We start from the raw sequence: 14,665 nt of genomic DNA, 5'->3' as shown, positions 1-14,665 counted from the left end.
GGGTACAACGGCGGTGTGCCTTTTCTCAAACGCCACGGCCTAAGTCTGATCGTTCTCGGTATCCTCGCGCTATGGATCGTCCTCTACTCGTTCGCCAATCCGAACACGCATATCGGCGCGTTCTTCGGAAACGCAATCGCGGACTGGAGCGGCTCGACTGCCGTTATCGTGCTGACGAAGTTTCTCTACGAGAGGCATTCCAGCGAAAGCAAGAAGCCGCCGCCCAAGCGCGACAAGTGGCATCAGTTGCTCTACGATCACTCGCTGTCGCTCGTGCTCGTCATCACCGGCGTTGGATGGGCGCTCCTGTACGCGCATCAGGATTCAAATAGCAAATGGGGTCAAGTCACCGGCAACATCGTGTCGGAATGGGTGCAGATGCTCGGCCTCGTGATTCTCACGAAGCGCTTCGTGGAAATCGGCTCGAAGGAAAGCTCGCACTAATCACAGTCGTATCGGCGCGTTGGTTTTGGCGGGCGCGGATCGCTCCAGTCCGAAGCGCGCCGCACAAAGCAAGTCGACCACACGAATCGCGGTGCGGCGCGGGTTGAACCGGCGCACAGCATCCGCGCGCAGCAGCCGTCCGAAGCGCTCGCGTTCCTCGACGCTCGAAGTAAAGCGCGCCACGGCTTCGGATAAACCGCCGCGCCCGACGGCGACCGTAACGTCGGCTGCGTAGAGGCGCTCCATTCCACGATCCGCGATCACGACCGTGGGCAGTCCGGTCTGAGCGAGCGCGACGTTGCCGAACGCGGCCTCGTCGGTAAAGCCGGCCACGATAACGCACGCAACTTCCGCGTGCGGAAATCGTCCGTCGGGCACGTCGATAATTTCGCAATCCCGTAGCCCTTGGGCAAACTCGCCCCGGTTCGCGCCGGCAACGGCGACCCGCCGGCAATCGGGATCGGCCGAACGGCGCAGCGGAATCGCGTCCGCGCGCTCGGGGGCCGCGCACGGCAGCCACGGCACGTTCAGCTCGATCGCACCGCGAACGCGCATCTCCGCACCGCCAAAAGTGCGCTCCATCGCGACGGCCGCACCGCTGGGTGCTTTGGCGCCGAACCAGCAGAGCGTCGCCGCGCGCCGAAAGCGGTCGTCGATCAACTGCCACGGCTTGATGCCGCCGCGCACGACCGGATGTCCGAACGATCCCAAAGCCGTTTCGAGATCGCCGAGCGCGGCGGTGCTCCACTTCGACGCGTTCGACGGCACGTCGATCGATATCGCGCCGGCGTTGCCGCGCGCAATCCGCGGAATACTCGCAAACGCTTTCGACCAGCGTTCGTAAAAGCGCCGCTCGTTCTGCGTCTCGCGATCGTAGCGTCCCTCCGACGCGCCCTCGTAGTGCGCAAATCGCGACTCGGCGACGTAATGAATCGCGTTCCCGGCTTCGCGCGCGCGCAGGCAGAGATCGACGTCTTCAAAACCGTTGACGAACGATTCGTCGAATCCGCCGGCGTCGAGGAACCATTGCGTGCGCACGGCCATGGCGGCGCCGGACACACCGGCGGCGGCGCGCGACTGCGTTACCCCCGGCAGGTCGGGCGGCAGATTTCGGTACGAGTAGTGCCAGTGCGCGTTGGGCAGAACGACGAACCCCGCGCACTGCGTCACGCCGTCTTCGAAGAACAGCGCGCCGCCGGCGATCGCGACCTCTTCGCGATCGAACGCGCGAACCAGCGGGCTTAGAGCGTCGCCGAGCGGATACGCGTCGTTGTTGAGAAACAAGGTCAGCGGCGCTTGCGCGGCGCGCGCACCGGCGTTGCAGGCACCGGCGAAGTTGAGATTCGTCGCGTTGCGCACGTAACGCACCCATGCGTAGCGCGCGATTTCGGTTTGCGTCTCGTCGGTCGAGGCATTGTCGACGACGACGGTTTCGAAGGGGACCGCGTCGCGCAACCGGTCGAGCTCGGCGAGCAGACGTGCAGTCATCCACCAGTTGTTGTAGACGGGAACGACGACGCTTAGTTGAGGTTGCATCGCACCACCGCGGCTCCGTCGATGGCGTCGCCGCGCACGGCGTCGAGCGCCGATTGGACGGCGTGGAGCGGAAAGACCGTCGTCTGCGCGCGGACGTTCGCTCGAGCGGCAAGCTCGATGAAGTCGCGCGCGTCCGTGCGCGTCATGTTCGTCACGCTGCGAATCTGCCGTTCGCCCCAGAGCAGCGAATCGTAATCGAACTGCGGCATTCGATCGAGGTGGATCGCGTTGATTGCGACGACGCCGCCTTTACGCAGCGACGCCAGGGCCGCGACGACGACGTCGCCGCTTGGGGCGAACGTTACGGCGCGATCGAGCGCGACGGGCGGCCTTTCGGTCGCGTCGCCCACCCACGCGACGCCCAATCGCTGCGCGAAGGCACGGTGTTCCGCGCCGCGCGTCGAGACATACGCTTGGCAGTCCCACGCGCGCAGCACTTGCAGCGCCAAGTGTGCCGACGCGCCGAAGCCGAAGAGCCCGACCCGCTCGCCGGGCTCGACGCCGGCAACGCGCAGCGCGCGAAAACCGATGATGCCCGCGCATAGCAGCGGCGCGACGTCCGCGTCGTCCATCTGCGGCGGAAGCGGCACGGTGAAATCCGCCCGCGCGCAGGCGTACTCCGCGTATCCTCCGTCTCGATCGTATCCGGTGTAGACCGGCGCGTCGCAGAGATTCTCGCGCCCCGCGCGGCATTGCGCGCACGTTCCGTCGGTACCGCCCAACCACGACACGCCGACGCGCTCGCCGATACGCGACCGGTCGACACCGTCGCCGGCCGCGGCGATTTCGCCCACGATTTGATGTCCCGGCACGACGCGGTCGCGGTGCGGCGGCAGCTCTTCGTCGACGATATGGAGATCGGTCCGGCAGACGCCGCACGCGCGGACGCGCAGGAGCACTTCGCCCGCGCCCGGCTGCGGGGGTGCGATTTCGTCGAGCGCTAGGCGGCCGCGCGCGTCGCCCGCGCGCCGCACGGCCGCCAGCATTTTATCCGGCCTCGGAGGCTACGTTGAAGCTGACTTGCTCGAGCAGCTCTTGCTTTGTCTCGGGCACGGTCGTACGCACGAAGAAAATCGTTACGAGGCACAACACCGCATACGTCGCAAAAGTCAAAGACGTTCCGAGCTTGGCAAGCATGGTGAGGAAGAACTGAGAGACGACGAAGTTTCCTACCCAATTCGCCAAGGTCGAGACCGACATGCCGAGCCCGCGCAGCCGCAGCGGGAAGATTTCGGAGATGAGCAGCCAGAGAATCGGCCCCAGAGAAAACGCGAAGCAGCCCACGTAGAGCATCATGCTGAACAGTGCGATCGTGCTGAGGGAGCCGGAGAGGCGCGGCTGCGCGAACGCGTACGCCAGTGCGGCAAGTCCCACGAACATGCCGCTAACGCCGGCGTATAACAGTGGCTTGCGACCGATCCGGTCGACGAAGAAAATTGCAATCAAGGTCGACAGGCAGTTCACGGTACCGACCAGCGTTTCGGCAAGAATCGACGCCGAGTTCGAAGAGATTCCCGCCAGCTGGAAGATCTGCGGGCCATAGTAAATGACGGTATTGATGCCGGTGACTTGCTGCAGCACGGCCAGCGTCACGCCGATGAAGAGCGCGAGGCGAACCCCGCGCGTGCTAAAGAGATCGCTCAGTTTGCCGCCGCCCTCCAACGCCAAGCTTTCCCGAATCGACTTCTCTTCTTCCGCCGGTCCGTCGCCCGCGCCGTACATGCGCGAGAGCTCGTCGCGCGCAGCCGCGTCGCGCCCAATTTTGAAAAGATAGCGCGCGGTCTCGGGCATCACGAACATGCCGATGACGAGCACCAGCGAGGGGACGATTGCGATTCCGAGCATCAGCCGCCAGTTGCCGCTGAGAGCCAACGCGTAATCGACGACGTACGCCCCGAGAATTCCGATGGTGATGGCAAACTGGTAAAGCGAGACGAGCGCGCCGCGCACGTCCTTCGGCGCTACTTCGGAGATATAGAGCGGCGCAACCACCGAGCTGAATCCGATACCAAGGCCGACGACGAAACGACCCACGAGCAAGATGGTCTCGTCGGGCGTAAGCGCCGATATGAGCGCGCCGAGAATGAAGATCACTCCGGCGAGCAAAAGCGTGCGGCGACGCCCGACGCGATCGGCCAGCCAGCCGGCCGCGGCCGCACCGGCGATACACCCGATCAGCACGACGCTGATGGTGAACTCTTGCAGCTGTGTGGGCAGCGCGAAGTCTCGATTGATGAAGAGAATGGCGCCCGAAATCACGCCGGTGTCGTAGCCGAAGAGCAATCCGCCGAGCGCACCTACAGACGCGACCAAAAAGACGAATGGCCTCATGAAGGCGGAGTTGTGGCCGCGCCTCGAACGCCCCTGCCATGAACGTCGAAGCGGCACGTGACTACGCGCGTAAGCACGCGCTGGAGGCCTTCAGCGTGGTGCGCGGCGAGGAGACGCTGGCGCAGGAGTACGGCAGCGGATTTCGCGCCGACGACGCGCATCGGTTATACAGCGGAACGAAGAGTTTCTGGGGCGTTGCCGCGATCTACGCGCAGCGCGACGGCCTGCTGCAGCTCGACGAGCTCGTCGCCGACACGATTCCCGTCTGGCGCGACGATCCGTGGAAGCGCCGCGTTAGCCTGCGCATGCTGCTTTCGCTCACGTCGGGTTTCGGTTTCGGCGGATTGGGCAGCGCGGTGCCCCCCTATTCGCGGGCCCTCGGTATGGAGCTCAAGAACGAGCCTGGAACGACGTTTACGTACGGCGGCATTCCGCTTCAAGTCTTCGGCGCCGTGCTCGCGCAGAAACTTTCGCCGAAGACGCCGCACGAGTATCTGCAGACGCGCGTGCTCGAACCGGCCGGCGTCCGCATCGCGTCGTGGCGAAAGCTCGCCGACGGAACGCAGCCGCTTCCTACCGGCGCGTCGCTGTCGGTGCGTGATTGGCTCGCGTACGGAAAATTCGTGCTGACCCAACGCGCGACCCTTGCGCAGTGCTTTGCCGGATCAAAGGCAAACGCGCGTTACGGACTGGGCTGGTGGTTACGCGCGCCCGGGGCGCCCGACGATCTGTTCTATGCGAGCGGATCCGGCGGTCAGGCGCTCTACGTGGTGCCGTCGCACGACGTCGTGGCGGTGCACTTCGGCAAGAGCGCTTCGTACAAACACGAGCCGCTGCTCAAGCGCCTGTTTTCGGACGCTTGAGCGGGCTCTCTTCTTCACCTAAGGTCGTCTCGCGGACGCCGAGCTCTCGTTCGGTTTCATCTCTGATGGCACTGGGACTGGAGCGCCGGCCGAGCCGCGCCGCGCCGATCGCTGCAATGACGACGATCGCGACGATGACGACGACGAGACCGAAAATCGTGATTCCCCACATGCATCACGTTATACCCGCTAACGCAATAGTCGATTGAAGAACGCGCGATAGCGCCGAAGCGCGACGCGCAGGTTCTCGGTGTCCGCCTCTTCGCCGCGGTTCCATTGGCTCTCTAATCCGGACCGCTCCCGCGTGAAGACATCGTTGAGATCGTTGACGAGCGAGCTTACCAGTCCGTGCGCCTTCTGCACCGAGTTACGCGGGTCATCGACAAATCCGGCCTGGATGTCGTCCCAGCGCTCGCGAAACTCTTCCATACGATCGGGCGGGAGGAAGCTTTCGGTTTCGCGTGACTCGGCGGTGTCGCGTGACTGGGCGGTGTCGCGTGGTTCGACGGTGTCGCGAACCGAACGTTCGCGAACGTCGATGCTATCGTCGCGATCGGTACGATCGTTCATGAAGTTCTCCTTTCCTCGGCGCCGAGGAGTTCGTCGAAAAGGGTGTGGTAATGCTGCATGGCTTGGCGCAGATCTTCGGTTGAAACCTCACCGCGCTCGCTGCGCGCGGCGATGCCGTGCGCGACGCGATAGTCTTCGACCACATGGGGATGATCGGGCGAAATGTCCGCCGCCCGCTGCTCGAAGTTTTCCATGGGATACCCCCGGTCGCGCATCACGGCTACGACCAGGTGATCGGCGTCGACGACGGCCGCGCGCGGCTCGTCGACGAAACGCGTCTGAACCGTCCGCCATTCCTCCACGTACCGGTCTTTGGCGCCCGCCGGGAGTTCCTCGATATGGAACTTGCGCACGCGCGCCTGGCGAGTGGCCAACTCGCGTTCGGCCTCAGCCCGATCACCGCGTTCGCGAAGCGTACGCTCGTATTCAGGCCCGAAGCGCTTTACGAGCTCGCGCGAGCGAGCGGCTCGTATAGCGTATACGATCGCCACGACGATCGCGATTGCGACGATCGCGGCGACGACATAGTAGATGGTTAACATACGGGCGGATATACCCATACGTTAACGCGCGGGGCGGCAAGGCGAGCGTAGGCACGCCTATGGTGTAAGCGGCCGCGCTCCTTCGATCGGTTTGAGCCCCGCCGCCTTGAGCGCGCCGTCGAGCTTCTGCAGAGTCGTTACGTACGAGTTGTAGTTGGTCATCGCGCTGTTGTACGCGTCGTCGAAGCGTTTGGAGTAGTCGAGCTGCGCGGCGGTCGGCGGCCATTGCACGCCGCCGAATCCGGAGCCCGGCACGGATTCGCGCAGCGATCCGCCGCGCTGAATCGAGTCTTCGTCGTTGTGATAGTTTGCCGTGAACGCATCGAAGATCGGCTGCCACGCGTCGCGTAACGACTTCACTTGTGCCGCGAGCGCGCCGCTCGCCTTGACGGAATCGAGCGACTTACGAATGGCGTCGAGGTTGTTGAGCGCCTCGTCGATCTTGCCGTAGATCGTCGAGTATTTCTTGGCGTAATCGTATCCGGCTTGATACTGGGCTTGCGTCCAGTCGAAGCGCGGGTCGGACTTGACCGTCAACTGCCGTTCGAGCGTTTTACCGGCCAAGGTCAAACGCACCGTGTAGGTTCCGGGAACGACCGCCGGGCCGCTCTTGGGTCCTTGATACTCCTCGCGCGCCGCGCCGAGCCACTTCGTGGGCGGATCTTCGGTGAAGTTCCATAGGAAGCGATTGACGCCGGCCTTGTTGGAAACCCACGGCTCCTTCGTCTTTTTTCCCTTGACCTCGATCTCGTGCGTGCCTTCGAAGGTGCGAACGGCTTTGCCGGCCGCATCGACGATCTCGAGTTTGGGCGCCGTCTTTTGTGCGCCCGCCTGGTAGTAATCGATGACCGCGCCGCGCGGCGGATTCTCACCGGAGAACTCGGTATACGTGCCTTCGTTTCCGGAGCTGGAGAAATAATGGTACTCGTAGCCGGTGCGCGGCTCGAACAGGTACTCGCCGGAACGTTCGGCGTTGCCGAGATCCTGAATCGACGCGATGTCGTCGAGGATCCAGACGTCGCGGCCGTGCGTCGCGATGACCATGTCGTCGAACTGCGGCTGGAATCGGATGTCGCGCACGCTGACGTGCGGCAGATTCAAGCGCATGTCTTGCCAGCTCGATCCGCCGTCGACCGAAACCCACATGCCGTTCTCCGTACCGGCAAAGAGCAGATTTTGATTGCGGATATCGGACCGGACGGTGCGCACGTACTGGTCGTTCGGGAAACCGCTGACGATCTTCGCCCACGTTTTACCGTAGTCGTGCGTGACGAACGCGTACGGTGCGTAGTCGCCCATGCGATGATCGTCGGCCGTCACGTAAGCGGTACCCGCGACCAGGGTCGACGGTGCGGCCGTCGGGATGCGCGCGTACTGCGGGGTGCCCGGCGGCGTGACGTTGGTCCAGTGCTCGCCGCCGTCGCGCGTCATTTGCACGACCCCGTCGTCGGTGCCGACCCAAATCTCGCCCTTGTTGATTTGCGAGCCCTCGATGTCCAAGATCGTATCGGAGTACTCCGCGCCCGAAACGTCTTTGGCGAGCGGTCCGCCGGTGGGCTGCTGATGCGACTTATCGTTGCGGGTGAGATCCGGGCTGATCGGCGTCCACGTTTGTCCTTTGTCGGTCGTCTGGAACACGACGTTGCCGCCGTACCACGTGGTCTTCGGATCCCACGGCGCAAACGCGATCGGCGAATCCCAGTTGAAACGATACGCCGATTTGCTCAGATCGAACGGTCCGACGAAGCTGCCCGGAAACGCGTCGTACGGACGCACGAAGTGGAACGTCTGGCTCTGGCGATCGAAGACGGAAACCAACCCGTCTTCGAGGTCGGCCCACACGTAGCGCGTATCGGCGGGATCGGGCACGGTCCATTCACCGTCGCCGCCGATCACGTCGATCCAGTGACGGTTGAGAATGCCGTCGCCGTCGAGTGAGTTCGACGGGCCGCAGAAACCGTTATTGTCCTGCAGCGCCGCGCAAACCTGATACGGATTTTCGTTCGACAGTCCGACGTGATAGATCTGCCCGATCGTCAAGTTGCGCGCGAACGACCAGTGCTCGAGATCCCGCGTGAGCGCATAGCCGCCGTCTTCTCCGACGATGATGCGCTTGGGATCGTTGGGTGCGATCCAAATCGCGTGATAATCGACGTGGACTTCCTTCGCGATCTCTTTGAACTTCTTGCCGCCGTCTTTGCTCTCGGCGAGCATCTCCGAAACGGCAAAAACGTGATTGGGGTCCTTCGGGTCGACGTCGATGTGCGAAAAGTAGAACGGCCGTTGATCGACCAGCGTGTCGCTGCTGACCATCGTCCAGTGCGCGCCCGCGTCGTCGGAACGCCACAGGATTCCGCCCTTGGCTTCGATCAGTGCAAAGACGCGGTTCGGGCGGCTCGGCGCAATCGCCAAACCGATGCGCCCCGTGTACCCCTCGGGCAAACCGTTACCGGTCAGCCGCTTCCAGGTTTTGCCGCCGTCGGTCGATTTGTAGAGTCCGTCGTCGGGGCCGCCGCTCGAAAAGTTCCACGGAACGCGCCGGAACTGCCACATGCCGGCGTACACGACGTTGGGATGCTTGGGATCCATCGCCAGATCGCTGGCGCCGGTCGACGGACCGACGTAGAGCGTCTTGCTCCACGATTTTCCGCCGTCGAACGTCACGTAGACGCCGCGTTCGGTCGAATCTTTGAACGGATCGCCGAAGCCGCCGGCAACGACGTGCTTGGGATTCTTCGGATCGACGACGATCCGCGAGATACTCCACACGCCGTTTAATCCGACGCGCGTCCACGTCTTCGCACCGTCGGTCGATTTGTAAAGGCCGTTGCCGTAACTGACGTCGTTACGCGGATTGGCTTCACCGGTGCCGGCCCACACGACGTTTTCGTCGGTGGGATCGATTGCCACGGCACCGATCGCGGAGACGTCTTGTTTTTCGAAGACCGGGTCCCACGTCGCGCCGCCGTTGATCGTTTTCCAAACGCCGCCTCCGGCGCTGCCGATGTAATAGAGCCGGTCGTCTTGCGGCGTACCCGCCACCGCGGCGACTCGACCGCCGGCCAGTGCCGGACCGATCGAGCGCCACGTGAGGTTTTTGAGGGCCGTCGACAGGGTGACTGCTGCGACGACCGGGATCATCGAGCCTGTACCTCTTCGAGAGATACCTTAGGTACGTTCGCCGCTTTGACGGAACGCGCGAACGCGTTATAACGGTCTACGCCGGCACGATATTCGACGCCGACGCGCTTGATATAGTTGAGCACCGGCGGCGTGTTGAGGCCTTGGGCGCTGAAGAACGCCGTCTGCAGGTCTTGGTAGAGCGCGTTCTCTTGCAGCGTACCTTCGCCTTGAGTGTCCGTGCCCAACGTGGCGGATAGCGCGGCTCGCGAAGTCTCCAGGTCGCCAAGCTTCGTCACGAGCGCGTTGTCGTTGGCTTTCTTCGCCGCGTCGCTCGCCGTCGCGAGAGACTTCTTGAGACTGTCGAGATTGTTGAGCATCGTCGCTACGGTCGAGTAATGCCCCATCTGACGCATCGCCTCGTCGTAGCTCTGCTTGTAATCCGCCATCGTGAACTGCGAGCGCGGATCGGGCTTCACGCTAAAGTGCTGCACGTACGTGTGACCGCCCAAGGTCATGCGGACCGAGTACTCGCCGGGGACGGCGCCGGGCCCGTTATTCTGAATGAAATCGGCGAAGAGCTGATTGGTTTGACCGGTCCACGCCACCGGACCGTTGACCGTGAAGTCCCAGACGTAGCGGTTGAGACCAACCTTGTTGGTGATGTACGGGATATCTTTTCCGTGGATCTTATGCGATCCCGAGACGCTGCGAATCACGCGTCCGCGCGAATCGAGAATTTCGAGCGACGGATTCCCCTTCTGCTTCTCCTTTTGATAGAAGAAAATCATCACGCCGTTCGGCGGATTGTCTGCCGCGTAGTTCGTGTAGGTTCCCTCGTCGTTCTCGTGCATCGTCCATTCGTAGCTGGTGCGCGGCGTGAACAGCCACGTACCGCGTCCGATCGCCTGCTGCAGCTCTTGCACCGGACGGATATCGTCCATGATATAGACGGCGCGCCCGTGCGTCGCAATGACCATGTCGTCGGTCTGCGGCTGGATACGGATGTCGTGTACGGAGACGGTCGGCAGATCGTTCTTGAACGACTGCCACGTGCGTCCGCCGTCGAACGAAATCCAGATGCCCTCTTCGGTACCGAGATAGACGAGATTGCGATCGCGCGTATCGGGACGCACCGTACGCGCCCATTGATCGGCCGGCAGCCCGTCGGTGATCTTACTCCAGTGCTTGCCGAAGTCGTGCGTGACGTACACGTACGGCGCGCTGTCTCCGGAGAAGTGCGCGTCGCTGGTCGCGTAGGTGGTGCCGTCGGTAAGCGTCGACGGCGCGACGGTTTCCCAGCGTCCGTCGTGCGGTGCGCCGGCCGGCGTCACGTCGCTCCAGTGTTTGCCACCGTCGAGCGTGACGTGAATCAAGCCGTCGTCGCTGCCGGTCCAGATCTCGCCCTTGTGCAAGGTCGAGCCCTCGATGTCGAGCAGCGTGCCGGTGTATTCGGCGCCGGAGATGTCCTTGGTGATGGGACCGCCCGCGGGAATTTGATGTGACTTTTCGTTGCGCGTTAAATCCGGGCTGATGACGGTCCACGATTTGCCGCGATCGGTCGTTTGGAAGACGACGTTGCCGCCGTAGAGTCCGATGACTTTATTGCCGGGCGCACGCCACGGCGCAAACCCGAACGGCGCTTCCCAGTTGAAGCGATACTTCGCCGACGCGAGCTCGTACGATTCCCTTCCGGTTTGCAGATAGGGATCGGCGGACCAGCCGTCTTGCGTTACGCGATTGTAGATTTGCAGCGATCCGTCTTGCGACGACGACCAAATCCAGTTGGCGTCGTCGGGTTCGGGAATGCCCCACGTACCGTCGCCGCCCGCTGTGACGTACCAGTACTTATTTTGAATGCCCGAGGGATCGAGCGAGTTCGACGGTCCGCACCAGAAGTTGTTGTCTTGGAGGCCGGCGCAGACCGTATACGGATTGTCGTTGCCCAAACCGACGCGATAGACTTCACCGATCGCGACGTTGAGCGAGAAGAACCAGTTGTCGCCGCCGTCGAGCGTAAGGACGTAACCGCCGTCCTCGCCGAGCATGATGCGGTCGGGATCGTTGGGCGCAATCCAGATAGCGTGGAAATCGGAGTGCACCTGTTCGCCGATTGTTTTGAACGTTTTGCCGCCGTCGGTGCTCGCCATCGTCGTAAACGACACGGCGTAGACTTTGTCGGGGTTCTTCGGATCGACCGCGACGTGCGTGAAGTAGAACGCGCGCGCTTGAATGTCGCGATCGTTGCTGACCATCGTCCAGTTCGCGCCGCCGTCATCGGAGCGCCATAAGATGCCTTCGTTCGATTCGATCATCGCGTACACGCGGTTGCCGTTGCTGGGAGCGACCGCGACGCCGATGCGCCCCATCGTTCCCGCCGGTAAACCGTGGCCCGCAAGCTTCGTCCAGGTCGCGCCGCCGTCGGTCGACTTGTACAGTCCGTCGTCGGGTCCGCCGCTGGTCGTCGTATACGGCACGCGGCGGAACTGCCAGAGGCCGGCATACAGCACGTTGGGGTCTTGCGCGCTCATGGCCATGTCGGAGACGCCGGTTTGCGGCCCGACGAAGAGCGTCTGCTTCCACGTCTTGCCGCCGTCGTCGGTGACGTAAACGCCGCGGTCGTGACTGTCGGCGAACGGATCGCCGAGCGCGCCCACGATCACGTGATTGTGGTTGCGGGGGTCGACCACGATGCTCGAAATGTAGCGCGTCTCTTTGAGGCCGACGTTGGTCCACTTGTCGCCGCCGTCGGTCGACTTGTAGACGCCGTCGCCGTAGCTGACGTCGTTACGCGGGTTCGTCTCGCCGGTCGCGACCCAAACGGTTTTATTGTCCGTCGGATCGATGGCGATGGCCCCGATCGAGGCGGTGCCTTCTTTCTGGAAGACCGGATCCCAGGTCTGCGCACCGTTGGTCGATCGCCACACGCCGCCGCCAGCAGCGCCGAAGTAGTAGAGCTTCGGATCGGTCGCCGAACCGACAACCGCCGAGACGCGGCCGCCGCCTGCTGCCGGCCCGATCTCGCGCCAGTGCATGTTCCCAAACGCCGGCCCGGGGGTCGGACTGGCCGTCGGTGAGGGCGTCGGATTGCCCGTCGTCGGTTCTTTCGCCGGCTTAGCCGGCGCGGCGGCCGGGGTCGGCGATGCGGCAGTCTGCGCTAATGCCGGTTGGACAGGGAAAAAGGCAACGGCCGCCAGGGCCGCCGCTACGAGCAGCGAGCGAATTTTCACGAAGTAGCCTCCTGGAAGCGCGGGTCCAATGCCGGTCTGCGCGACTCCTGCGCGCAGGTGCTCAAAGTTCAATCAAACAGCGCGGTGGCGGTTTAGCAATGACGACCCTCGGCAATTTCGCTTTGGCACGCGGGCACGTTTTTGTTGACTGCCCACCACTGCGCGACCGCGATCGAGGCGCACATCAAAAGGAAGAACGCGACGATCCCGATAGCCCAGCGACGCCGTGAGGCCTGTGAGAGGTGCATCGACACAGGGGTTTTACACGCCCGGAGCAGGTCCCCTGAAGGAGGGTCTTGGTGCGGCTCGAACCCCGGCCGCCTATGCGGAAGTTCTTCGCCGGGTTACTGGCGATGGCGCTCTTCACTTCTGGGCTATTTGCTTTTGCGCGCCCCGCCGCGGCCGCGACCCATCGGCTTCCCGTGACGCCCCGGACGATCGCTGCGTACGCGACGGTCATTCGTCACATCAATCCGGAGATGCCCAAGTGGCAGAGCCGCGACTTCGCACGCCGCGTGATCGTCAACGCCGAGCGCTGGCGTCTCGACGCCAACATCCTCGTCGCGATCGTCACCGTCGAGTCGCGCTGGCACACCCACGCGCTGTCGCGTGCGGGAGCCATCGGCCTCGGCCAGCTGATGCCGGGCACCGCCTCGATGCTTGGCGTCAACCCGCACAACTCGGGGGAGAATCTTTCCGGAGCAGCCGAGTATCTGCACGGCTTGATGAAGCGCTTTGGAACGAACTACGATCTCGTCTTCGCGGCGTATAACGCCGGACCGAAGGCGGTCGAAGAGTTCGGCGGCATTCCGCCCTACGACGAAACGCAGCACTACGTCGTCAAGGTCATGAGCGCGTGGCACTCCCTGCAGCACTGGGTGCAGATCTCACCGCAGGCCGAAGAGCTTGCCGCCATTCCGCATGGCGAAGATGTCGACTACTGGCTCGACGGCGCGCAGCGCTAGAACCCCCTTTTAGCTAGAGATCGCTCATTCGCGGTAGGCGCTGCGGATAGGTTCCGTTGGGATAACGTCGATTCCACATCGTCGCGCGCACCGCGAGATATTCGAAATTTTCGAACGTCGACGGCCCCGTTCTCGCCCGGACGACGGCGATAGCCGGCTCGGCAAGTTTCCAGGCGTTGACGATCTGCATCGAGGTGATATCGAGTAGCGTACTTTCGTCGACGAGGTCGCGCTTCACGAACGTACCGATCTGCTCCCAGAGATCGAAGGCAAGGAATTCCTGATAACGCACACGGTCGACCGATCCGGGCGCTTCGAGCATTTTCACGTACGCGGGATCCTGCATTTTTACCGGAATCTGCTTCAACTCGGTGAGAGCCGCTTGCACCCCCGGAAGATTCCATTGATTCATGATCTCGAACACGGCGTTTAATTGATTGCTCGTGCGGAGATGACGCAGCTGAACGATGGCCGCGACCGAGGCCGCTCCCACGACGATAAGAGTTGCCAGCGAGACGGCGATGTTTAACTGATCGTTGCTCATCGCTTCAAGACGGCTTCGACGGCGGCTGCGAACGTGACCGCTGGGCCGACGAGAATGCCGGTCGCCCCGGCGTTTTTTGCGACGTCGACGTCGCTGGTCTTGTCGCCGATCACCACGATCTGCGCCGGATCGAGAGCCCAATCGCGTGCGGCGTCCAAGACCAGCTTTGGCTTGGGCTTGCGGCATTCGCAGTCTTCTTCGGGCGCGTGCGGACAAACGTACCAGCCGTCGAACGGACCGAGCAAGGCGTCGACGCGATCGTTCACCGCTTGCATCTGCGCCTGCGTGATCATGCCGCGACCGATTCCCGACTGATTCGAGAGCACGCCGACTTTGATGCCGCGCGCACGCAGCGCGTCGAGCAGCTCTTTCGCGCGCGGCACCGGATCGACGAGCTCCGGGTCTCCGTTGTACGGAACGTCGTACACGATCGTTCCGTCCCGATCGAAGAGCACACCCTTGACGCTATGCGCCCGCCCTTCGACTTCGCTCACTTCGTTCGCTACGCTCAGGATGACAA

At 63.1% G+C, this 14,665-nt stretch carries 13 protein-coding genes; 3 read left to right on the top strand and 10 right to left on the bottom strand.

The genetic code is table 11. The features are described 5' to 3' along the window. The first annotated feature begins 15 nt into the window (after positions 1-15). Entirely contained in the window at positions 16-444 is a 429-nt protein-coding gene (locus tag VGG89_07330; protein HEY1976337.1) for a hypothetical protein, read from the top strand. Here VGG89_07330 and VGG89_07325 read toward each other — a convergent pair whose 3' ends face one another. From VGG89_07325 to VGG89_07315, 3 genes are read right to left on the bottom strand one after another with little or no spacing between them, the layout of a single operon-like run. Then, positions 445-1,980, bottom strand: a complete 1,536-nt coding sequence (locus tag VGG89_07325; GenBank protein HEY1976336.1) for a glycosyltransferase family 2 protein — start codon at positions 1,978-1,980, stop codon at positions 445-447. Then, positions 1,965-2,966, bottom strand: coding sequence for a zinc-dependent alcohol dehydrogenase family protein (locus VGG89_07320; protein HEY1976335.1), 1,002 nt, complete (start codon positions 2,964-2,966; stop codon positions 1,965-1,967). Before VGG89_07320 ends, VGG89_07325 begins: the two co-directional genes overlap by 16 nt. Before the next feature lies 1 nt (position 2,967). Continuing rightward, on the bottom strand, positions 2,968-4,311 hold the full coding sequence (locus tag VGG89_07315; protein ID HEY1976334.1) for a sugar porter family MFS transporter: 1,344 nt from the start codon (positions 4,309-4,311) through the stop codon (positions 2,968-2,970). Between the two features lie 38 nt (positions 4,312-4,349). On the opposite strand from VGG89_07315, the gene VGG89_07310 reads away from it, so the two are divergent. Next, positions 4,350-5,174: a serine hydrolase domain-containing protein gene (locus VGG89_07310; protein ID HEY1976333.1), complete on the top strand. Its 825-nt coding sequence runs from the start codon at positions 4,350-4,352 to the stop codon at positions 5,172-5,174. Here the strand turns inward: VGG89_07310 and VGG89_07305 are convergent. The 5 genes from VGG89_07305 to VGG89_07285 are packed head-to-tail and all read right to left on the bottom strand — an operon-like array spanning position 5,149 to position 12,708. Continuing rightward, entirely contained in the window at positions 5,149-5,346 is a 198-nt protein-coding gene (locus VGG89_07305; GenBank protein HEY1976332.1) for a hypothetical protein, read from the bottom strand. The two genes, VGG89_07310 and VGG89_07305, sit on opposite strands and share 26 nt — an antisense overlap. A 17-nt stretch (positions 5,347-5,363) precedes the next feature. Further along, positions 5,364-5,744 carry a hypothetical protein gene (locus VGG89_07300; protein HEY1976331.1) on the bottom strand — a complete coding sequence of 127 codons (381 nt, stop codon included), beginning with the start codon at positions 5,742-5,744 and terminating at the stop codon, positions 5,364-5,366. Beyond that, positions 5,741-6,286: a hypothetical protein gene (locus VGG89_07295; GenBank protein HEY1976330.1), complete on the bottom strand. Its 546-nt coding sequence runs from the start codon at positions 6,284-6,286 to the stop codon at positions 5,741-5,743. Before VGG89_07295 ends, VGG89_07300 begins: the two co-directional genes overlap by 4 nt. 57 nt (positions 6,287-6,343) lie before the next feature. Then, on the bottom strand, positions 6,344-9,427 hold the full coding sequence (locus VGG89_07290; GenBank protein ID HEY1976329.1) for a hypothetical protein: 3,084 nt from the start codon (positions 9,425-9,427) through the stop codon (positions 6,344-6,346). Further along, complete coding sequence (locus VGG89_07285) at positions 9,424-12,708, bottom strand: hypothetical protein (protein HEY1976328.1); 3,285 nt, start codon at positions 12,706-12,708, stop codon at positions 9,424-9,426. The genes VGG89_07290 and VGG89_07285 overlap by 4 nt, the downstream gene beginning before the upstream one ends. Before the next feature lie 251 nt (positions 12,709-12,959). On the opposite strand from VGG89_07285, the gene VGG89_07280 reads away from it, so the two are divergent. After that, entirely contained in the window at positions 12,960-13,601 is a 642-nt protein-coding gene (locus VGG89_07280; GenBank protein ID HEY1976327.1) for a lytic transglycosylase domain-containing protein, read from the top strand. A 13-nt stretch (positions 13,602-13,614) separates the two neighbouring features. Here the strand turns inward: VGG89_07280 and VGG89_07275 are convergent, their stop codons facing one another. Together VGG89_07275 and VGG89_07270 are read right to left on the bottom strand one after the other, a co-directional pair. After that, positions 13,615-14,145: a hypothetical protein gene (locus VGG89_07275; protein HEY1976326.1), complete on the bottom strand. Its 531-nt coding sequence runs from the start codon at positions 14,143-14,145 to the stop codon at positions 13,615-13,617. Next, complete coding sequence (locus VGG89_07270) at positions 14,142-14,639, bottom strand: HAD family hydrolase (protein ID HEY1976325.1); 498 nt, start codon at positions 14,637-14,639, stop codon at positions 14,142-14,144. The genes VGG89_07275 and VGG89_07270 overlap by 4 nt, the downstream gene beginning before the upstream one ends. Positions 14,640-14,665 lie beyond the last annotated feature (26 nt).

Source organism: Candidatus Baltobacteraceae bacterium (assembly GCA_036488875.1).
Classification (GTDB): Bacteria; Vulcanimicrobiota; Vulcanimicrobiia; order Vulcanimicrobiales; family Vulcanimicrobiaceae; genus JAFAHZ01.
Note: the sequence above shows the minus strand (reverse complement) of the source record. Positions and strands in the feature narration are given on the sequence as shown.